At 59.1% G+C, this 18,930-nt stretch carries 20 protein-coding genes; 6 read left to right on the top strand and 14 right to left on the bottom strand.

Annotated features, from left to right (window positions below; all coding sequences use genetic code 11):
* Positions 1-75: 75 nt before the first annotated feature.
* A complete protein-coding gene (acnA, locus tag ACR0LW_RS04100; protein ID WP_480580653.1) occupies positions 76-2,766 on the bottom strand; it encodes an aconitate hydratase AcnA in 2,691 nt (896 codons plus the stop codon).
* A 247-nt stretch (positions 2,767-3,013) separates the two neighbouring features.
* On the opposite strand from acnA, the gene ACR0LW_RS04095 reads away from it, so the two are divergent.
* Positions 3,014-3,715, top strand: a complete 702-nt coding sequence (locus ACR0LW_RS04095) for a DUF1223 domain-containing protein (protein WP_170519470.1) — start codon at positions 3,014-3,016, stop codon at positions 3,713-3,715.
* Here ACR0LW_RS04095 and ACR0LW_RS04090 read toward each other — a convergent pair whose 3' ends face one another.
* The 5 genes from ACR0LW_RS04090 to purB form a co-directional block, all read right to left on the bottom strand.
* Positions 3,716-4,639, bottom strand: a complete 924-nt coding sequence (locus tag ACR0LW_RS04090) for a lysophospholipid acyltransferase family protein (RefSeq protein ID WP_170622003.1) — start codon at positions 4,637-4,639, stop codon at positions 3,716-3,718.
* Between the two features lie 95 nt (positions 4,640-4,734).
* Positions 4,735-5,826, bottom strand: a complete 1,092-nt coding sequence (locus ACR0LW_RS04085; RefSeq protein WP_170735117.1) for a FliG C-terminal domain-containing protein — start codon at positions 5,824-5,826, stop codon at positions 4,735-4,737.
* A 67-nt stretch (positions 5,827-5,893) separates the two neighbouring features.
* Positions 5,894-6,433 carry a tetratricopeptide repeat protein gene (locus tag ACR0LW_RS04080; protein WP_170449822.1) on the bottom strand — a complete coding sequence of 180 codons (540 nt, stop codon included), beginning with the start codon at positions 6,431-6,433 and terminating at the stop codon, positions 5,894-5,896.
* Positions 6,434-6,537: 104 nt separating this feature from the next.
* Positions 6,538-6,690: a hypothetical protein gene (locus tag ACR0LW_RS04075; protein WP_170449824.1), complete on the bottom strand. Its 153-nt coding sequence runs from the start codon at positions 6,688-6,690 to the stop codon at positions 6,538-6,540.
* A 113-nt stretch (positions 6,691-6,803) separates the two neighbouring features.
* Complete coding sequence (gene purB, locus ACR0LW_RS04070) at positions 6,804-8,108, bottom strand: adenylosuccinate lyase (RefSeq protein ID WP_170449825.1); 1,305 nt, start codon at positions 8,106-8,108, stop codon at positions 6,804-6,806.
* Positions 8,109-8,197: 89 nt separating this feature from the next.
* Between purB and ACR0LW_RS04065 the strand changes: the two genes are divergently transcribed.
* The 3 genes from ACR0LW_RS04065 to ACR0LW_RS04055 all read left to right on the top strand — a co-directional run bounded on the left by ACR0LW_RS04065 (position 8,198) and on the right by ACR0LW_RS04055 (position 9,584).
* A complete protein-coding gene (locus ACR0LW_RS04065) occupies positions 8,198-8,539 on the top strand; it encodes a hypothetical protein (protein ID WP_170449828.1) in 342 nt (113 codons plus the stop codon).
* 107 nt (positions 8,540-8,646) lie between these two features.
* Complete coding sequence (locus ACR0LW_RS04060; RefSeq protein ID WP_170449830.1) at positions 8,647-9,207, top strand: hypothetical protein; 561 nt, start codon at positions 8,647-8,649, stop codon at positions 9,205-9,207.
* Positions 9,208-9,218: 11 nt separating this feature from the next.
* Positions 9,219-9,584, top strand: a complete 366-nt coding sequence (locus ACR0LW_RS04055; protein ID WP_170449832.1) for a UbiA prenyltransferase family protein — start codon at positions 9,219-9,221, stop codon at positions 9,582-9,584.
* A gap of 41 nt (positions 9,585-9,625) precedes the next feature.
* On the opposite strand, the gene ACR0LW_RS04050 is transcribed toward ACR0LW_RS04055, so the two are convergent.
* A complete protein-coding gene (locus ACR0LW_RS04050) occupies positions 9,626-10,435 on the bottom strand; it encodes a glycosyl transferase (protein WP_480881754.1) in 810 nt (269 codons plus the stop codon).
* 50 nt (positions 10,436-10,485) lie between these two features.
* Entirely contained in the window at positions 10,486-11,703 is a 1,218-nt protein-coding gene (locus tag ACR0LW_RS04045; RefSeq protein WP_170519452.1) for a bifunctional alpha/beta hydrolase/OsmC family protein, read from the bottom strand.
* A gap of 268 nt (positions 11,704-11,971) precedes the next feature.
* On the opposite strand from ACR0LW_RS04045, the gene ACR0LW_RS04040 reads away from it, so the two are divergent.
* Positions 11,972-12,166 carry a hypothetical protein gene (locus ACR0LW_RS04040; protein ID WP_170735112.1) on the top strand — a complete coding sequence of 65 codons (195 nt, stop codon included), beginning with the start codon at positions 11,972-11,974 and terminating at the stop codon, positions 12,164-12,166.
* Positions 12,167-12,174: 8 nt separating this feature from the next.
* Here ACR0LW_RS04040 and dddP read toward each other — a convergent pair whose 3' ends face one another.
* Positions 12,175-13,518 (bottom strand): dimethylsulfonioproprionate lyase DddP, encoded by a 1,344-nt coding sequence (gene dddP, locus ACR0LW_RS04035; RefSeq protein ID WP_480881643.1) that lies wholly within the window; start codon positions 13,516-13,518, stop codon positions 12,175-12,177.
* Between the two features lie 123 nt (positions 13,519-13,641).
* Here dddP and ACR0LW_RS04030 point away from each other — a divergent pair, with 123 nt between their 5' ends.
* Entirely contained in the window at positions 13,642-14,385 is a 744-nt protein-coding gene (locus ACR0LW_RS04030) for a heme-dependent oxidative N-demethylase family protein (protein ID WP_170735108.1), read from the top strand.
* Positions 14,386-14,420: 35 nt separating this feature from the next.
* Here ACR0LW_RS04030 and ACR0LW_RS04025 read toward each other — a convergent pair whose 3' ends face one another.
* The 5 genes from ACR0LW_RS04025 to ACR0LW_RS04005 all read right to left on the bottom strand — a co-directional run bounded on the left by ACR0LW_RS04025 (position 14,421) and on the right by ACR0LW_RS04005 (position 18,906).
* Positions 14,421-15,323, bottom strand: coding sequence for a hypothetical protein (locus ACR0LW_RS04025; RefSeq protein WP_480881642.1), 903 nt, complete (start codon positions 15,321-15,323; stop codon positions 14,421-14,423).
* Between the two features lie 200 nt (positions 15,324-15,523).
* The gene (locus tag ACR0LW_RS04020; RefSeq protein ID WP_480580676.1) at positions 15,524-16,315 is read right to left on the bottom strand and encodes a lytic murein transglycosylase; all 792 of its coding nucleotides are present in this window, start codon (positions 16,313-16,315) and stop codon (positions 15,524-15,526) included.
* Between the two features lie 63 nt (positions 16,316-16,378).
* Entirely contained in the window at positions 16,379-17,023 is a 645-nt protein-coding gene (locus tag ACR0LW_RS04015) for an MSMEG_1061 family FMN-dependent PPOX-type flavoprotein (protein WP_480881640.1), read from the bottom strand.
* A 101-nt stretch (positions 17,024-17,124) separates the two neighbouring features.
* Positions 17,125-18,531 carry a type I glutamate--ammonia ligase gene (gene glnA / locus ACR0LW_RS04010; protein ID WP_170449848.1) on the bottom strand — a complete coding sequence of 469 codons (1,407 nt, stop codon included), beginning with the start codon at positions 18,529-18,531 and terminating at the stop codon, positions 17,125-17,127.
* 36 nt (positions 18,532-18,567) lie between these two features.
* Complete coding sequence (locus tag ACR0LW_RS04005) at positions 18,568-18,906, bottom strand: P-II family nitrogen regulator (RefSeq protein ID WP_050602105.1); 339 nt, start codon at positions 18,904-18,906, stop codon at positions 18,568-18,570.
* Positions 18,907-18,930: the final 24 nt, after the last annotated feature.

Below are 18,930 nucleotides of genomic sequence, written 5' to 3'. Positions count from 1 at the left end.
GAGCGCGAGGCAGAGCCTCGCAAAAAAAAAGGACGCCCGAAGGCGTCCTTTCTGATCAAGTCCAAAGGCGCAGCTTTACCCCGCCTTTGCCAGATTCCGCAGCACATACTGCAGCACGCCGCCGTTTTCGATATATTCAATCTCGGGCGCGGTATCGATCCGGCATTTCAGAGTGATGGTCTTCTCGGATCCATACCCATAAACGATAGTGCAGGGCACCTCTTGCAGCGGCTCGACTGTGTCCAATCCGTGGATCGAGACGGTTTCATCCCCCTTCAGACCCAGCGACTTGCGCGTGTCGCCGCCTGTGAATTCCAGCGGGATCACACCCATGCCCACAAGGTTCGAGCGGTGGATACGCTCAAAGCTCTCGGCGATCACCGCCTTGACGCCCAGCAACGCGGTGCCCTTCGCGGCCCAGTCACGGGACGAGCCCGCGCCATATTGCTCGCCGCCGAACACAACCAGCGGGACGCCCTGTTCCTGATAGGCCATCGATGCATCATAGATCGAGGTCTGCGCGCCATCCGGCCCGACGGTGTAGCCGCCCTCGACGCCGTCCAGCATCTCATTCTTGACGCGGATATTGGCGAAGGTGCCGCGCATCATGACCTCGTGGTTGCCACGGCGGGACCCGTATGAGTTGAACTCGCGCGGCTGAACCTGGCGGTCGGTCAGGTATTTGCCAGCCGGTGTGGTCGTCGCAAACGATCCGGCGGGCGAGATGTGGTCGGTGGTGATCATGTCGCCCAGGATCAGCAGAACCTTGGCACCTTCAATGTTCGAGATCGTGCCCGGCTCGGGGCCCATGCCCTGAAAATAGGGCGGGTTCTGGATGTAGGTCGAGCTCGGTGGCCAGTCATAGGTTTCCTGTTGCGGAACCTCGACGCTTTGCCATTTCTCGTCGCCCTTGAACACGTCCGCATATTTGGTCTGGAACGCCTCGCGGGTCACGGTTGCCTCGACCAGCTCGGCGATTTCGCTTTGGCTGGGCCAGATATCTTTCATGAAGACGTCATTGCCATCCTTGTCCTGACCGATCGGCTCCGAGGTCAGGTCGATATCCAGTGTGCCCGCCAGCGCGTAAACCACGACCAGCGGCGGCGAGGCCAGATAGTTGGCGCGCACGTCCGGGCTGATACGACCTTCGAAGTTGCGGTTGCCCGACAGAACCGAGGTGGCGACCAGATCGCCCTCGGCAATTGCTTCGGACAGTTCTTTCTGGATCGGACCCGAGTTGCCGATACAGGTGGTACAGCCATAGCCAACAAGGTTAAAGCCGATCTTGTCCAGATCATCCTGCAGGCCAGCGGCCTCAAGATAGGCGGACACAACCTGCGATCCCGGTGCCAGCGAGGTCTTGACCCACGGCTTGCGGTTCAAACCCAGCGCGGCGGCTTTTCGCGCCACCAGACCTGCGCCGATCATCACATAAGGGTTCGACGTGTTGGTGCAGGAAGTGATCGAGGCGATCACGACCTTGCCCGATTCCATCGTGTAGTCTTCGCCTTTGACGGGGACCTCTTTGCCCATGGGGCGCTTGAAGGTCTCGGCCATCTCGTGTGCAAAGGCGGCCTTGGCGTCGGTCAGCGCGACATAATCCTGCGGCCGTTTCGGGCCGGAAATCGCCGGGACAATAGTGCCCATGTCCAGTGACAGGGTGTCGGTATAGATCGGCGCATAGTCCGCCCCGCGCCAGAATCCGTTTTCCTTGGCATAGGCTTCGACCAGCGCGATCCGGTCCTCGTCGCGGCCCGTATTGCGCATGTAGCGCAGGGTTTCGCCGTCGATGGGGAAGAAGCCACAGGTCGCGCCGTATTCCGGTGCCATATTGGCGATGGTGGCACGGTCGGCCAGCGGCAGGCGATCCAGACCGCTGCCGTAGAATTCGACGAATTTGCCCACGACGCCTTTCTCGCGCAGCATTTCCACGACCTTCAGCACCAGATCGGTGCCGGTGGTGCCTTCGACCATCGCGCCGGTCAGCTCAAAGCCCACAACCTCGGGGATCAGCATCGAGATCGGCTGACCCAGCATCGCGGCCTCGGCCTCGATCCCGCCAACGCCCCAGCCCAGAACGGCCATGCCGTTGACCATGGTGGTATGGCTGTCGGTGCCGACCAGCGTGTCGGGATAGGCGACCTCATCCCCGTTCTGGTCGGCATCGGTCCAGACGGTCTGGGCCAGATATTCCAGGTTCACCTGATGACAGATGCCGGTGCCGGGAGGCACGACGCGGAAATTGTTAAACGCGTTCTGACCCCATTTCAGGAACTGATAGCGTTCCATATTGCGCTCATATTCGCGATCCACATTCATCTGGAAGGCGCGGGGGTTGCCGAACTCGTCAATCATGACCGAGTGGTCGATGACCAGATCGACCGGGTTCAGCGGGTTGATCTTTTGCGCATCGCCGCCCAGCCCCTTGATACCATCGCGCATCGCTGCCAGATCGACCACCGCCGGAACGCCGGTGAAATCCTGCATCAGCACGCGGGCAGGGCGGTAGGCGATCTCACGCGGGTTCTTGCCGCCATTCGCGCCCCATTCGCCGAAGGCCTTGATGTCCTCGACCGAGACGGAAAAGCCGTCATCCTCGAACCGCAGCATGTTTTCCAACACGACTTTCAGCGCGGCGGGAAGCCTGGAAAAATCACCCAGCCCGGCCTCTTGCGCTGCGGGGATTGAGTAGTACGAGATGGTTTTGCCATTCACGCTCAGGCTGCGGCGCGTTTTGGCGGTGTCCTGTCCGACTTTGATGGGCATCTGTTGGCCTCCCTCTCAAACAACTTGGAATTCAGGGTCGCTGCATTTTATCTGCATCACTCGGGCCACCGGTTCAAGAAGGATCGGCTCGTTAAGTGCATTTTTTGTATACCATTGCACACATTTCGGTGGAAATCCTTGCAACCGGTCTCAAGAAACCTTGATTGGAGGGTGATGAGCAAAGGGTTTAAACCATTACCACACCTTATCGAATCCAGAGAATAAAGCTATTAGCCCGAGGCCAGACATGATCCGAACTGCCGCCATTGCCACTGCATTTTCCCTTTTTGCGCTTGTTCCCGTTGTGGCCAAAAGCGATCCGGTGGTGATCGAGCTGTTTACCTCGCAAGGCTGTTCGTCCTGCCCGCCAGCCGACGACATCATGCACGAATTGGCCAAACGCGACGATGTGATCGGTCTGGCCCTGCATGTGGATTACTGGGACTATATCGGCTGGAAAGACGAATATGCCGACCCCAGCCACACTGACCGGCAGCGCGCCTATGCACGGCAAGGCGGACGGACGATGATCTACACGCCACAGATGGTGGTAAACGGACAGCAGGACGTAGTCGGGGCAAAAGCCCGCCAGCTCGATCAACTGATCGACGCGCATCTGACAGCGGCCCCGCAAGCCTCGGTTCAGGCGCAGCGGGATGGCGGTGCCGTGACTGTTGAGGTCTCACCCGTCGAACTGCCCGAGGGGCAGGTCTATGACGTCCGAGTGGTCCAATATTCGCCGCTGCGCCATGCCTCGATCCGCCGGGGTGAGTTGGCGGGGCATGAACTGGATTATGCCAATGTGGTCGAATCCTGGCAGATCGCCGGGCAGTGGGACGGTGTTGCGCCGCAAAGCTACACGGCGGAACTGGAGTCAGACCTGCCTGCGGTCGTGCTGGTGCAGCAAGCCGGGCACGGGCCTATCGTTGCAGCGACCAAGGTCAGGTGATCAGGGCATTTCCTCGGGGCTGACGCCCAGCCCGTTCCAGTGCTTCCACCGGCGATGGATCCAGAACCATTGGCCCATGTGCTGACGAACCATCTTTTCCAGGTCGTTATTGGTGAACTGCGTCATTTCCTTGGGATCGGTATGCGGAACTGGTTCATGCAGAACGATTTCAAAGTCGATTCCGTTGGGTTGACGCACCGCGTAAACCGGGATCAGGACCGCTTTGTATTTCATCGCAAGTTCGGCGTTCAGAACTGAGGTGATCGCGGGTTTGCCGAAGAATTGCAGCTGTTCGCCGCCCTGAACATGCAGGTCTGATACGATCGCGATAATGCCACCACTTTTCAGCGACCGCACCATTTCCACCATGCCGCGCCGACCCTGCTCGAACATGGGTGAGCCGGTTTTGTAGAAGGCTTTGACGTAATCGTCGTTGAAATAGGGGTTTGCCATTCGACGATAAAGGCATCCGATGGGCTTGCCGCACCGGGCCTGAAGCGCGACGCGCGCCGCCAGATAATGCCCGAAATGAGCGGTGATCATCATCACCGGACGGCCTTCGGCAATGGCGGCATCAAGCGCTGCGATTCCGGCACCACTGATTTTGGCGGTCTTCTGACGCGCCATGAAACCTTCGGGCGAAAAATGCTCCATGATGGCGCGCCCGGCATTGTCCGACACATCGCCCGAGATCTTGCGAATCTCGGCCTCGGACAGGTTCGGGCAGGTCAGGTTCAGGTTGCGGCGCACGCGTCTGCGAAATCCAACCACCGGGGCAAGGCCGCGCACGATGGCACCCATGGTCGCGATGCGCCGTTCATACGGCAGCAGGCGCATGGTGCCGATGACCCCCTTCAGGAACAGATTGGCGACATAGTATTTTGCAAGCTCAGTCTGGCTGAGCTCTGACTTTTCGACAGGCATGAAGGCGTCTCACCGCATATTGCGCGTTTCCCGATCAGACATACAGACCGGGGCTGGCAACCTCAAGCACCCTCATGGGTCCTTGGCGACCCAATCTACGCGTCCTCTTCCTCGGCTTCGACCAGGGTGAGCGTGCCTGCATCCACCAGATTGCGAATGGCACCGACGATCTGTGTCATCGCCTCCTCGGCTTCGGCTTGTTTGACGCGGCCGCGTTCGCCCATTTCTTCGCGCAGGTTATCGGCCATGCGGGATGAGATGTTCGAAAGCACATATTCCACCGACGCCTTGTCGTCATCCGCCGCAGCACCCGCCAGGGCGGTGATCAGGACGGGTTGATCCACCTCGCGCAGGATGGCCGGAATGTCGCGGGCTGCGATACGGGTTGTGATATGGGCGAAGGTGAAAATGGACTGGCGTACGACGCTGGCGAAATCCGCATCCTCTTCGTCCAGCGCGGTCAGCAACCCGTCGCGGGTCGAGGCCGCCGATTGGTTGAGAATCGCTCCGACCCGCGCGCCAGGTCCGTCGCTGAAGGCCTGGGCCGGACGTTGATCCAGTTGCGAGGCCAGCGACCAGCCAATCCGTTCGACCGCTTCGGGGGTGACATTGGCGGTTTTGGAGATGGCATAGGTGATCCGTCGGGCCACAGGTCCGGGCAGTTGACCCAGCAATTGCGCCGCCTGCGCTGTATCGAGCTTGGAGACCATGACCGCCGCAATCTCGGTGCTTTCGGCTTGCGCCATTTGGGCAAGGTCTTCGGTTGGAATTTCGCGCAACCTTTGCCACGGATCACCGATCTGGCGCACGCCCGCGACTTTGCGCAATCGGGCCGCCGTGGCGGGCGCGATCTTGCCGTTGATTGCGTCCAGAGCACCGGCTAGCCCATGCGGGAAGGACAGTCCGATATTGTCCAGCGCATCGCCAAATTCACGCGCGACGGCATCCAGTGTAACGCGATCCACCAACCCCATCTGACCCAATTGATGGGTCAGCTTTTCCTGCAAATCGTCAGGCAGGTCTTCCAGCGGTATATCCGCGCCTTCATTCAACAAAAGCCGCACAACAACCGCGGCCTTTTGTAGAGAGCTGAGCGATCGGGGAACAACCCTTGGGGCGTCGTTACCGTCACCGGCGGGGGCGGCCGCCCCCGGTGCCATTTGTATCAGCGCGTTCGTATCCTGCATCTGCCTGCCGAGCCAAAATCAAGTCCACAGGCAGATTAGCGGGAATCGGGTAAAGAAAGGCTGAAGCCTAGTAGCTATATGTCAGCCCGGTGCGGATTGCGTCGCGCAACGAGGCTTCGGCCCAGGTGCCTTCGCCACCACGGGCCTTGATCTCGCGCCATTGTTCGATGGCCAGATCGGTGCGGCCTTCCGAGACAAAGCCCTGACCCATATAGCTGCGCGCCAAAATGTTGTCGGGGTTTGCAGTGATCGCATCCTGATAGAACGCATTGGCCAGCGCCAGTTCGCCCATCTTGCGGTAGGTAAAGCCCCAATAGGTCAGAACACGGTCATCGCCTTGATCCATCACGCGCAGAATGTCCTGCGCATGTTCATACTGCCCGTCATAGGCCAGCTCGCGCACCGCGTCATACAACTGATCTTGGGTGAAATTGGTTTTGTTCGGCTTCACACAGCGGCCCGCAGCCTCGTCATACACACGGCCAAACAGGCATTTCTTCGTCGTGTTTGTCGGTTTCGGCGGGCTGCTGTCGCCACCTGCGGCATGAACAATGGGGGCAAAGGCAAATGCCTGAAATGCAATCGCGGATGCTAGGACTAGGCGCATAATTTAACTCCGTTCTCGGGTCTGCTAATTGAAATCATAGTGCGATCTTCAAAAAAGCTAACACCGGACGGGTCGCATTTATTCACAAACAGGAAAGAAAACTCTTAGCTGTTTATGATTTTTGTGCAGCTTTGCGATTCCTGATCCCAAACGGCGCCATCGGCGCAGGATTGGGTCTGCTTGGAATGGCCGGTGCAGGCAAGGCTGGCCGAGGCAAAGCAGACAAGGGCGATCGAGCAAAGAACGGTTCGGATCATGATCAGTTCCTTTTGCAGAGATGTTCCGTGAAGAGTAACCGATTCTTGCTGAATCGCAAAAAAGCCCGGCCTGCTGCTGTGGCAGACCGGGCTGTTTCATGGCTTACGATGATTTATTCGCCAAAAACACGCTCGAAAATCGTGTCGACATGCTTGGTGTGATAGCCAAGGTCGAATTTCTCTTCGATCTCTTCGGGGCTCAGCGCGGCGGTGACGTCGGCATCTGCCAGCAGCTCTTGCTTGAAATCGGTCCGGTGTTCCCAGACTTTCAACGCGTTGCGCTGCACCATGGCATAGGCGTCCTCGCGGCTGACACCGGCTTGGGTCAGGGCCAGCAGAACGCGTTGGCTCATCACCAGACCGGGGAACTTGTTCATGTTCTCCAGCATGTTCTCGGGGAAGATCAGCATCTTGTCGATCACGCCGGTCAGACGGGCCAGGGCAAAGTCCAGCGTGATTGTGGCGTCGGGCCCGATCATGCGTTCGACGGAGGAATGCGAGATGTCGCGTTCATGCCAAAGCGCCACGTTTTCCATCGCCGGGATCACAGCCGCGCGCACCATGCGGGCCAGACCGGTCAGGTTCTCGGTCAGAACCGGGTTTTTCTTATGCGGCATCGCCGACGAGCCCTTTTGACCCATCGAGAAGAATTCGGCGCCTTCCAGCACCTCGGTCCGCTGCATGTGGCGGATTTCGATGGCGATGTTTTCGATGCTGCTGGCGATCACGCCAAGGGTTGCAAAGAAGGCCGCGTGGCGGTCGCGGGGGATAACTTGGGTGCTGATCGGTTCGGGCACCAGACCAAGTTGGTCGCAGACGTGTTCCTCGACGCGCGGGTCAATGTTGGCGAATGTGCCAACCGCACCGCTAATTGCGCCGGTTGCGATTTCCGCACGGGCGTCGCGCATGCGGGACAGGTTGCGGTCCATCTCGGCGTAGAAACGGGCAAAGGTCAGGCCCATGGTGGTCGGCTCGGCGTGGATACCGTGGCTGCGACCGATGCGGACGGTGTTCTTGTGTTCAATCGCACGGCGTTTCAGGGCGGCCAGCAGACCCTCAAGATCGGCGATCAGCAGATCGGCGGCGCGGGTCAGTTGCACATTCAGGCAGGTGTCCAGCACGTCAGAGCTGGTCATGCCCTGGTGCACAAAACGTGCCTCTTCACTGCCGACATGCTCGGCCAGATGGGTCAGGAAGGCGATGACGTCATGCTTGGTGACGGCTTCGATCTCGTCGATACGGGCGACGTCGAATTCCACATCCTTGGCTTTCCACACGGCCTCGGCGTTTTCGCGCGGGATCACGCCCAGATCAGCCATGGCGTCGCAGGCATGCGCCTCGATCTCGTACCAGATGCGGAACTTGCTTTCGGGCGACCAGATGGCGACCATATCGGGGCGGGAATAACGTGGAATCATAAGCAGCGGCACCTTATTGTGTTTGGGCAGGAGGCGATGCGGCGGGGTTTAAACCCGCACCATCTAATGAACAAGGTGTGAGTGCGGATATGAGACGGTTTGCCCTGATTTTAGCGATCTGGCCCGGTTTTCTGGCGGCTGAAGAGTTTCAGACCCTGTCTGGCGAGGGAATTCTGGCGGCGCTGACCGAACAGAAGCTGGATTACGGGGATGGCGTTTGGCAGACCTTTGAGCCCTCGATGCTGACCCAATATTTCGCGGGCGGCCCAAGTGAGGGGCGCTGGGCTGTGCGAGGGGATCAGTATTGCTCGCTCTGGCCGCCATCGGATCTGTGGGCGTGTTATGATGTTCAGCAAAAGGGTCAGACAATCCGCTTTGTCGATGACGCCGGCAACACAACAGATGGCGTGCTTGTTAAGCGGGGGAACTGACCCAACGCTTCCCGCGCGGATTTTCCGTTGTTGGGCAAGGCAGTACTGGACAAAGCAAGCGCGCCCGGTTCAATCTGATGGCAGCGAAACCATCAGGTTATTGAGATATGCGTATTTTTCTAGCGTCAACACTTGCTGCCTGCGCAGCCCTATGGGCGGCAGGGGCTGCACCTGTCCGGGCCGAGACGCCTGTGACCTATACCGATGCGGGTCGGGCCTTGTTTCGGTTTTCAGTACCGGATTTCTGGGCCCTGCGCACCGGTGGGCCGCGTGACATTGAAGACACCGAGTTAGGGGATGCCCGCGCCGTTGCGCGCGTGATGGCCATTCGACCGGTTACTGACGACACGGTCTGGATGGGCTTCGTATCGCCAGCCGGAGTTGAAGATATTCAGGACGGGGAGCGATATCTTGAAGATATCGACAAGTTCCTTGTCAAAGATCCAACCGTCACCAGCACCAGCGATACCCGTATCGGGGGGTTGCCCGCCCGTGTCTACCGTGGCACCGGCAACCGCGATGGTCGCGGGGTCAATTTCACGGCGACCCTGATCGACCTGCCGCGAAACCGGGTGGCCGTCGTGGTGGCGATCCTGCGCGATGGGGCTGACCCGGCTTATGTGGATGATCTGAACGCCGTTTTTGCGTCGTTCCGGTCGCTGCAATGACGGAGGTTGGTATGACACGCAAACTGATCAAACGTTCTGTGCTCGCGCTGGGCTTGGGGGTCGCAGGTCTGACCCTGTCAGGCTGCGATGGCGTAAGTGTCGGCGTGGGCTATGGGTACGGGTACGATCCGTTTTACGACTCGATGCTGTGGAATGACTATTACCACGACGTCGATGTCGATATCGACGTGAACCGGCCGGACCGGCCCAGACCGCCGGACGGCAAGCCGCCCAATCGACCGAAGCCCCCGGCGGGCAAGCCACCTGCGCGTCCGAAGCCACCGATTGCCAAGCCGCCGTCGCGCCCACGTCCTCCGGTTGCAAGACCGCCTGCGGCGCGGCCTCCGATCCATCGGCCTGCGCCGCGGAGGCGCTGATTGGTGATCTGTTCCGTGCCCGGCATGCAGCCGGGCCGGGCTTAGCTTTGTTCTGCCTGATCCCAAATCCGCTCGACCCAGGTTGCTGGTCGAACAAACTGGCGGATTCCCCGAAGCTTGTGCTTTGATCTGAGCGCGCGCCAGATGTGTGGGCCGGGCGGCAGGTGCGGAACCTCGGCATGGTACTGGCCTTTGATCGCATCGGGCGGGTTGAGCGATCCGGCAAAGATCACGACGCGCGCGTCCTTAGGTGCGCGTGTGTCCAGAAAGTAGTTCAGCGGAAACTTGGGAATACACTCGATCCGGAAATGGCGGACCCAGCCGGAGGGCCAGAACCTTATCCCGTTTGGCGCGTTCTTTGTCACAAAATGCTGGTCAAACCGATACGTATCCGCCACGCCCTGAGGGTCGGCGGCAAAGATATCCTGCAGCGGGGCAAGCGCACCGACCGGCATACGGTAGATCGACGTTTGCCCCAGACGGCTGAGGGGTTTGGCCACGTTGCGTGCAAGGATAACGTCGTCCGGGTCGCCGAACTCGAAGAACGGATCCAGCGAGCCGGTGATCGCGACGTCCAGATCCAGAAACAGGAATGGACCCTTCAGATCGGCCAGCTGTGCGGCCCACAGTCTGGATTTCGGCCATTGGCCAATGGTTCGCTGCGGCATGAAGCCGGGCATCTCGGGCAGGTCATAGCATTCGACACCGGGATCGACACCGTCGCGCGAATCCGTGAAGGCCACAAACCGGAAAGGCGGCGTCGTTCTGGCACAGACCATCCGATAAAGGCGGTTGATATAGGGGGCGCCGTAGAGCGTGCCCCAGTTTATGCACACGATCTGTTTTTCCATGGCCGCGTGGGTAGCAGCCACGCGAAACAGTTCCGTGACAGGATTTCAGGTCACGCGTCCAGCAGGATCGTGGTCACAACGGAGGAGCCTTCCAGCGTGCGGTGCACGGGGCATTTATCCGCAATCTCCAGAAGGCGCGCGCGTTGGTCGGGGGTCAGGGGGCCTTCCAGCCGTATCTTGCGTTTGAACTGATCGATCTTGCCCTCGTTTGCCAGACCCGCATCCTGCGCGTGAACCTTGTCGTGGCACACATCGACGGTGATGCCGGTCAGCGGCCACCGTTTGCGCCGCGCATACATGCGTATGGTCATCGAGGTACACGCCCCAAGACCCGAGGAGACAAACCCGTAAGGCGACATGCCACGATCCGTGCCGCCATATGACACCGGCTCGTCCGCCACGACGTGATGGCGCGGCCCCGATTGAATGTCCTGCAAGAAACCATTGGGGTCCGACTCGGTCACTCGAATGACGCCTTCGGGCGCGCCCGGCGGTGGGGCAGGCGGGCATAGCGAGACATAGCGCGACACCCAGGCTGCGATCACATCGGCCGCATATTCGGCATCTGCGGCGCGGGTGATCAGGTGGTCGGCATCGTCAAGGGTGACAAAGCTTTTGGGGTGTTTGGCCGCAAGAAAGATTGTGCTGGCATTGTCGATGCTGACCGTTTCATCCATCGGCGCGTGCAGGATCAGCAATGCGGCTTTCAGATCAGCAACCGATGGGGTCAGTGCTGCTTCGGCAATATCGTCGACAAAGGCCTTGCCAATGCGGAACGGACGCCCGCCCAGCGAGACCTCGGCGCTGCCGTCCTGCTGGATCTGCGGCAGGGCATCTTCGAAATGGTGCGAGACGTGGCTGGGATCGGCCGGTGCCCCAAGCGTCACAACCGCCTTGACCGAAGGGATGCCCGCACGGGCGCGCAAAACCGCAGCACCGCCGAGCGAGTGACCGATCAACAGGGCAGGGGCCATGTTCCGGCCCGCAAGATACTGAGCCGCCGCAATCAGGTCTTCGACATTCGAGGTGAAGGTGGTGTTTGCGAACTCGCCTTCCGAGTGGCCCAGACCCGTAAAGTCGAACCGCAAGACCGCGATGCCCATTGCCGCCAGCCGGGCCGAGATGCGGCGCGCGGCTGGAATGTCCTTGGAACAGGTAAAGCAATGCGCGAACAGGGCGGTTGCCAGCACCGGACCGTCGGGCAGGTCCAGTCGTGCTGCAAGTTGACCGCCGTCATGTCCGGCAAAAGTGATGCGTTCCGTGGGCATTTCGGCTCCTTCGGTTTGGGGGGATGCCTGCAATACTGTGGTGAAGCAAAGCCAGTCTCAAGGGATATGTCAAAGGCGTAACGGTAAGGTGAGGACTTGGCGGACAGGTGCACAGGACCTGTGCACTTGCGCAGGTAAGCGGTGTTGCGGCGTCCAATTGAATGACCAAACATCACAATTGGTGATGTTGTGTCGATTAAATATTCATTTTCATAATTCAACTGCCTCCCCCATCTTCACGGTATCCACACCATCGCCGGAGGAAAGCATGACACATATTACAGCAACCCCGCAGTCGCCCGGTATCGGGGCAGGCACATTGGTTACTCTTGTTCTGGTTGGCGCATTGGGTTTTGCGCTGGGACAGTCCTGGCCACTGGGCGAATTCGCAAGCGACCCGCAATTGACGCAGCCGATTGAAGACTGGCACGGCAATGTGCGTCGTTCAAATTGGTCAGAGTGAGGGCAACCTCACTCTGACCCCATAAGCCGCCCATCAAACGGGTATTTGGTCAGGTTCTCATAGCCGTCCTCGGTTATCAGTACCTGATCTTCCAGCTTGATCGAGAAATCTCCGCCCACTTCGCCAACGGCGGCTTCGACACAGAGCACCATGCCGGGTTCCAATGGATAGTCATAGGCCCCGGCAACCGCCTTGTCGGGATAGGCGACCAATGGCCATTCGTCACACAATCCCACGCCATGCATCAGGCAGCCGTACTTCTGCGCCTGAAACTTGTCGTCCAACCTGTGAGAGTTGGCCGTCAGCTCGGGGATCATCACACCGGGTTTCAGCATCTCCATATTGGTCATGATGTGTTCATGCGCGTGCTGCATGGCATAGATCATATCGGCGCGCGGTTTCTGGTCGCCGATCCACCATGTGCGTGAAATATCGATGCAAATCCCGTACGATCCGATCAGGTCCGTGTCGAATGCAATGATCTCATTCTGCTGTGTAATGCGGGGGCCGCATTCCTGAAACCACGGGTTGGTGCGCTGGCCCGAGGCCAAAAGGCGGGTTTCGATCCACTCACCCCCGCGCCGGATGTTTTCGGCGTGCAGAACGGCCCAGATGTCATCTTCCGAGGTTTTTCCGTCGCCGACATTGGTACGGGCGAATTTTTCCATCTCGGCCACGGCGGTCTCGCAGGCATGGCTGGCGCAGCGCATGGCCAGAATCTCGTCCGGGCCTTTGATGGCGCGGGTCTTTTCGGTCAGTTCCTCGCCTTCCATGATTTCGAACCCCTGCGCCTCAAGCGCGCGCAGCCCGTGCAACATGATCTTGTCGACCGCCAGACGCTTGTTTCCGCCGCCATGTTCGCCGATCAGCACGCGCACTTCGTTCGAGAACACGTCCGCCGCGATATCCACCTTGTCGCCCCGGTCGAAATAGAACAGATCCGCGCCCGACCGCTGTTCGCGCACCAACGGGTTGAACGTCGACAGGAAGGGCGAGTTCTTGTAGTCCCAGATCACCATATACCCGTCGGCGCATAGCAGCACGGCCCGGAACGGGTTGTGGGTGTTCCATAGCTGCATGTTGGTGCTGTCAGTGGCGTAGCGGATGTTCAGCGGGTCAAAGATCAACAGGCCGCCGTATCCGCGATCGACAATCGCCTGCGTCAGGCGCTTCCAGCGGAATTCGCGCATCCGTTCAAGGTTTGGTAGTTTCAACCCTGCCGCAGCCCATTCGTCAAAGGCCAGTTGCGTCGGTCCGATCTCGATCCGGTTGTTGTCGTTGGGTGTTCCGTCGCCCAGTGTTTCGCCTCGGGTCGGGTCGATTTTGCGGGTATCCCGGTAGTGTTGATTCACGTCACGCCTCCCTGACATGGGGTCGAGTGTGTTGAGGCCCTGATCCGTCGTCGCAGAAGATTGCGACCGTCTGCGGGTCGTTTTTTGACCGACATTGCATGGATTCGGTGGTAGCTGGGTCTCATGACTATCATTTTGCAGGAAAAAATCCCGTATGACCCGCGCAACGCCCGTGCGCTGCCCGGTGTGCAGCCTGCGTCGCAGGACGCGTGGCTGCATCAGGATGACGCCTTTGCCGCGCAGATGAGCCATCGGGCGACCCTGTTGAAAGAACGGCGCGATCAGGTGCTGGCGCTGGACCAAGGTGCCGAACCTGCGGCGCAAGAGCTTTTGGAACTGGTTCTGGCGCAGGTCTATCCTGCTGCTGCGGACAGCGTGCAGCGGCCTGACGGCGTGTCGGTTGACATCGACAGGACCCGGCCACTGGATACGCTGTGCCATCTGGTTCAAGAGGATTTCTGCATCCTGCAAAAGCAAGCCGATCAGCATGTTCTGACAGGCGCGATCCTGTGTTTTCCGGCCAGTTGGCGTTTGAGTGAGAAATTCATGCGCCCGCTGGTGGATATTCATGTGCCGGTCGCCAGCTACGACGACAATATCGCCCGGCGCGTGCAGCGATTGTTCGATGGGATTCAACCAGATCGCCCGCTTTGGCGCTTCAATGCGCTGTGGTACGAGGACCCGGAGCTTTTTCAACCCCGCAGTGCCAGCGAACCGCGGGAAAAACCCATGGCGGGGACCACCTCATACCTGCGGAGCGAGCGTCAGACTTTGATGCGTCTGCCCAAGACTGGCGCGGTCGTTTTCTCGATCCACACCTATGTTCTGGCCGCGCACAGCCTGGCAGAAATGGAAAACCCCGCCTGACGGCGGGGCCTCCAAGGAGGGTTCTTGTAATTCGGTTACATGCCCAAAGCGGTGGCAACGTCGGCAAAGGCGTTGCTGGCATTCAGGGCGACAATGGCAAAGGTGAAGACCAGAACCTGAGTGTTCAGTCTGAAATCCTCACCCCGGATCAGGTTAACCGCCGCCATGGACAGCGCAATCGGGGTGGAGACACTGGCGATCACGCCTGTCATGCACCAGCTGCTGAGCCGCAGAATGTCGCTTGGCCGCTCGTCTTCCTCAGCGGGATCGCTGGGCAGGGTTTCTGTTGGGGTTTGCGGTTCGTCCGTGCGAAACGCGATGCTGAGCAGTTGTTCGTCTGACAGCTGGATCGGACGGGCCGCGGGTTTGGCTGCTTCGATAGGATCTTGCGGTTCGGGGATGTCCAGACCTGCAAACTGACCGGTCACAGATTGAAAGATCTGTTTACGGTTTCTGGGTTTGCTGGGGGCCAGCGTGTCAAAGGCGCTCATGAACTGTTCGACGGTCAATACCGTGTGCGGTGACAGCCATTCCACCCGCCGGGTCGAGCAGATATCGACCATGCGATACAGAATGACGACCAACATAAGTTCCGAGATCTCGGGATCGTCCAGCAGCGGCGACACCGGGGTGATCGTCAGGACCAACCGGTTCTGAGGGTTGGACACAGCGGGCCGGGCGAGTGTCCGCAAACCAGCCGCGCGATCCATACGCTCGTAACGTGTGTCGGCATCCGCCGCTTCGGTATCCAGCGTCAGGCGTACCATATACTGGCTTGAGACGACGCTTGCCTCGGTCCGCGACAACAGCGCTTTGCGTTCGACCAAATGGCCGTAATCTTCAAGCGTCGTGGCGACAATTGTGCCAAACCGCTCGATCGCGCCGTCTGTGTCGCCATCGAATTGCAGGCCGCCATGGTAGCTGTGCTTCCGAGCCACTGGAGTGTTCCTTTGCCGCTTATTGTCTAAGCCGACAAACTATCAACGGTTTTTGGACAGAATTTGACCAAAATGGAAAAAAATCGAAATTTCCGAGGATTGATTACGCTTTGGAAACCCTGAATCCAAGGCGTTTTGGTGGCCACTGTGGCAATTTTGTGGCCGAATTGCGTGTAGGACGTGGTGACGGAGTGTCGGGCCTAACCATCGATTCGGGCGGCCATGATGGCGATGGATTGCTGATAGACCGATGCCGCATTCCATTGTTGGATGACCGCGAAATTCGGCTGCCCCGGCTGATAGCCACGCCCCGGTTTCCATCCTTTTTTGCGAAGGAAATTCGCGGTCGAGGCCATTGCATCCGTCAGGTTGTAAAAGTCCACACGTCGGTCGCCGGTGGCATCGACACCGTATTCCAGGGCGTTGCCGGGCAGGAATTGCGTATGGCCCAGTTCGCCATGTTTTGCCCCTTTTGTCGCCATGGTGATGCTGCCCTGATCGACCAGTTTAAGCGCCCCAATGGCATGGGGGATAAAGAAATCCGATCTGCGGCAATCGTAGGCTAATGTTGTGATTGCGGAAACAACCTGACTGTCGCCCATGAAGCTGCCAAAACCGGTTTCCATGCCGTGGATGGCCAGCAAAATTCCGGATGGCACGCCGTATTGGCGTTCCAGTGCAGCGTAGAAATCCGGGTTTCTGGCTTTGCGTTTGCGCCCTTGCGCAACAATCGTGTCGGCGCCGCGCACACGCATGAATTTATCCAGCGAGTATTTGAAACTCTTCTGATTTCGGTCGGCTGCAATGGTGCGGGTTGCGTATTGCGTTTGCGCCAGCGCATGCAGACCCTTCTTTTTAACTCCGGCACGGCGCGCCTGTTTGGCAAAGTCCGCTTTCCAGGCCTCGAACCCTGCGCTGGTATTCCCGCAGGGCGCGGTCAGTCCGACGGTCGGGATGGTCAGGGCAAGCGACAGAAAAAGCGCGCGCAGCATAGGGGCACTCCGATTGGCTGTGGTTGTGAAAGCGTAAATGCCAAGGGCGAAATGGCAAGTCGGTTAATACAGGTCCAGTTCGTCCGTGGCTTTCAGGCTTTCGAACCATTCCTCGGGGGTTTTGTCGATTTTCGCGTGTTTGACCATCATCGCATTCATGTTCGCCAGTTGCGAGGCATCGGGCCAGTGATCGGGTTGCCACAGGTTCCCACGGATGACGCATTTGGGGCAGTGGGCAAAGGCAGTTTCGACATGGATCAGCAGGACAAGTTTCGGCACCCGCCCGTTCACGGCCATACCGCTTAGCAGGTCGGGGTCAGCGCATAGTCGCGCCGTGCCGCGAATGCGCAGAGTTTCCATTTTGCCGGGAACAAAGAAGATCACACTGACGCGCGGGTCTTTCAGAACGTTGTGAAACGTGTCCACCCGCTTGTTGCCGGGGCGATCCGGGATGGCGATCAGGGTGCCCGATATCACCTGAACAAATCCTTCAGGGTCGCCGCGCGGCGAGATGTCCAGATACCCATCCGGGTTGGCCGAGGCGATCAGGCAGAAGGTGGATTTGTCGATGAAGTCGCGGCACATCTGATCTAGTGCGGACAATTCCTTGGCGATGATCTGGGGCAGAGGCGCGCCGGTGATGCGTTCCAGATCTTCGACCGAGGTTACGATGTCCGAAAATTGTGCAAACGGGGTATCGGATGACATGCGCTCTCTCCTGACCGGTTTGCGTCCGAGTGTGAAAGATCATGCCAAACGAAACAAGGGCGCCCGTTTGGACGCCCTTGCAGATGTAACCCTGTTCCGGATCAGCAGCTGTAGTACATGCCGTACTCAACCGGGTGCGGGGTATGCTCGTAGGTTTCGACCTCTTCCATCTTCAGCGCGATGTAGCCGTCGATCTGGTCTTTGGTGAACACGTCGCCCTGCAGCAGGAAGTCGTGATCGGCGGCCAGAGCTTCCAGAGCCTCACGCAAGCTGCCGCAAACGGTCGGGATGTCGGCCAGTTCTTCGGCGGGCAGGTCGTACAGGTTCTTATCCATGGCTTCGCCCGGATCGATCTTGTTCTTGATGCCGTCCAGACCGGCCATCAGCAGCGCAGCAAACGCCAGATAGGGGTTTGCGGCCGGATCGGGGAAACGGGCCTCGACGCGCTTGGCTTTCGGGCTTTCGGTCCACGGAATACGGACACAACCCGAACGGTTACGGGCCGAGTAAGCGCGCAAAACAGGAGCTTCAAAGCCCGGGATCAGACGCTTGTAGCTGTTGGTTGACGGGTTGGTGAAGGCATTCAGGGTCTTGGCGTGTTTCAGAACACCACCGATGAACCACAGTGCTTCATCCGACAGGTCGGCATATTTGTCACCTGCAAACAGCGGCTTGCCGTCTTTCCAGATCGACATGTTCACGTGCATGCCGGTGCCGTTGTCGCCTGCGATGGGCTTCGGCATGAAGGTCGCCGATTTGCCGTAGGCGTGCGCGACGTTGTGGATGACGTATTTGTACTTCTGCAGCTCGTCCGCCTGTTTGGTCAGGCTGTCGAAGATCAGGCCCAGCTCGTGCTGGCACGAGGCAACCTCGTGGTGGTGCTTGTCGACCTTCATGCCCAGGCGCTTCATGGTGCTGAGCATTTCCGAACGCAGGTCCTGAGATTCGTCGATCGGGTTAACCGGGAAGTAGCCACCCTTGACGCCCGGACGATGGCCCATGTTGCCCATCTCGTATTCGGTGTCGGTGTTCCACGACGCGTCGGTCGCATCAACTTCGTAGGATACCTTGTTGATCGTGTTTGAGAAACGGACATCGTCAAACAGGAAGAATTCAGCTTCGGGGCCGAAGAAGGCCGCGTCGCCGATGCCGGACGCTTTCAGGTAGGCCTCGGCTTTTTGGGCGGTGCCGCGCGGGTCGCGCTCATAGGCTTCGCCGGTGTCAGGCTCGACGACCGAGCAGTGCACGCAGATGGTTTTTTCTGCATAGAACGGATCGACATAAGCGCTGTCGGTATCGACCATCAGTTTCATGTCCGATGCTTCGATCGACTTCCAGCCCGCAATCGACGAACCGTCGAACATGAAGCCTTCTTCCAGGAAGTCTTCGTCAACCTGATCAGCCATCAGGGTCACGTGCTGAAGCTTGCCGCGCGGGTCGGTGAAACGGACGTCGACGTAATCGGCGCCTTCGTCTTTGATCAGCTGAAGAACTGCGTCCTTGCTCATTCTATTGTTCCTCTGGTTTGAGAATTCGGTAATGGGTTACAGCGCGTCCGAGCCGGTCTCGCCGGTGCGGATGCGGATGGCTTGTTCAACGGGTGAGACAAAGATCTTGCCGTCGCCGATCTTGTCGGTCTTGGCGGCCGAGACGATAGCCTCGATGGCGGCATCGACCTGATCGTCGTCCAGAACCACTTCGACCTTCACTTTGGGCAGAAAATCGACCACGTATTCGGCACCCCGGTAGAGTTCCGTGTGACCCTTTTGGCGGCCAAAGCCCTTGACTTCGATCACGCTGAGGCCCTGGACGCCAACGTCCTGCAATGCCTCTTTCACTTCGTCCAGTTTGAACGGCTTGATGATCGCTTCGATCTTTTTCATCCCGGCTCACCTCGCATGGTTGTC

The sequence above is a fragment of the Ruegeria sp. N4 genome, assembly GCF_056531425.1.
Note: the sequence above shows the minus strand (reverse complement) of the source record. Positions and strands in the feature narration are given on the sequence as shown.

Coding starts and splice junctions, on each gene's coding strand:
- acnA (WP_480580653.1), bottom strand. CDS start 2,766: ATGCCCATCAAAGTCGGACAGGACACCGCCAAAACGCGCCGCAGCCTG.
- ACR0LW_RS04095 (WP_170519470.1), top strand. CDS start 3,014: ATGATCCGAACTGCCGCCATTGCCACTGCATTTTCCCTTTTTGCGCTT.
- ACR0LW_RS04090 (WP_170622003.1), bottom strand. CDS start 4,639: ATGCCTGTCGAAAAGTCAGAGCTCAGCCAGACTGAGCTTGCAAAATAC.
- ACR0LW_RS04085 (WP_170735117.1), bottom strand. CDS start 5,826: ATGCAGGATACGAACGCGCTGATACAAATGGCACCGGGGGCGGCCGCC.
- ACR0LW_RS04080 (WP_170449822.1), bottom strand. CDS start 6,433: ATGCGCCTAGTCCTAGCATCCGCGATTGCATTTCAGGCATTTGCCTTT.
- ACR0LW_RS04075 (WP_170449824.1), bottom strand. CDS start 6,690: ATGATCCGAACCGTTCTTTGCTCGATCGCCCTTGTCTGCTTTGCCTCG.
- purB (WP_170449825.1), bottom strand. CDS start 8,108: ATGATTCCACGTTATTCCCGCCCCGATATGGTCGCCATCTGGTCGCCC.
- ACR0LW_RS04065 (WP_170449828.1), top strand. CDS start 8,198: ATGAGACGGTTTGCCCTGATTTTAGCGATCTGGCCCGGTTTTCTGGCG.
- ACR0LW_RS04060 (WP_170449830.1), top strand. CDS start 8,647: ATGCGTATTTTTCTAGCGTCAACACTTGCTGCCTGCGCAGCCCTATGG.
- ACR0LW_RS04055 (WP_170449832.1), top strand. CDS start 9,219: ATGACACGCAAACTGATCAAACGTTCTGTGCTCGCGCTGGGCTTGGGG.
- ACR0LW_RS04050 (WP_480881754.1), bottom strand. CDS start 10,435: ATGGAAAAACAGATCGTGTGCATAAACTGGGGCACGCTCTACGGCGCC.
- ACR0LW_RS04045 (WP_170519452.1), bottom strand. CDS start 11,703: ATGCCCACGGAACGCATCACTTTTGCCGGACATGACGGCGGTCAACTT.
- ACR0LW_RS04040 (WP_170735112.1), top strand. CDS start 11,972: ATGACACATATTACAGCAACCCCGCAGTCGCCCGGTATCGGGGCAGGC.
- ACR0LW_RS04030 (WP_170735108.1), top strand. CDS start 13,642: ATGACTATCATTTTGCAGGAAAAAATCCCGTATGACCCGCGCAACGCC.
- ACR0LW_RS04020 (WP_480580676.1), bottom strand. CDS start 16,315: ATGCTGCGCGCGCTTTTTCTGTCGCTTGCCCTGACCATCCCGACCGTC.
- ACR0LW_RS04015 (WP_480881640.1), bottom strand. CDS start 17,023: ATGTCATCCGATACCCCGTTTGCACAATTTTCGGACATCGTAACCTCG.
- glnA (WP_170449848.1), bottom strand. CDS start 18,531: ATGAGCAAGGACGCAGTTCTTCAGCTGATCAAAGACGAAGGCGCCGAT.
- ACR0LW_RS04005 (WP_050602105.1), bottom strand. CDS start 18,906: ATGAAAAAGATCGAAGCGATCATCAAGCCGTTCAAACTGGACGAAGTG.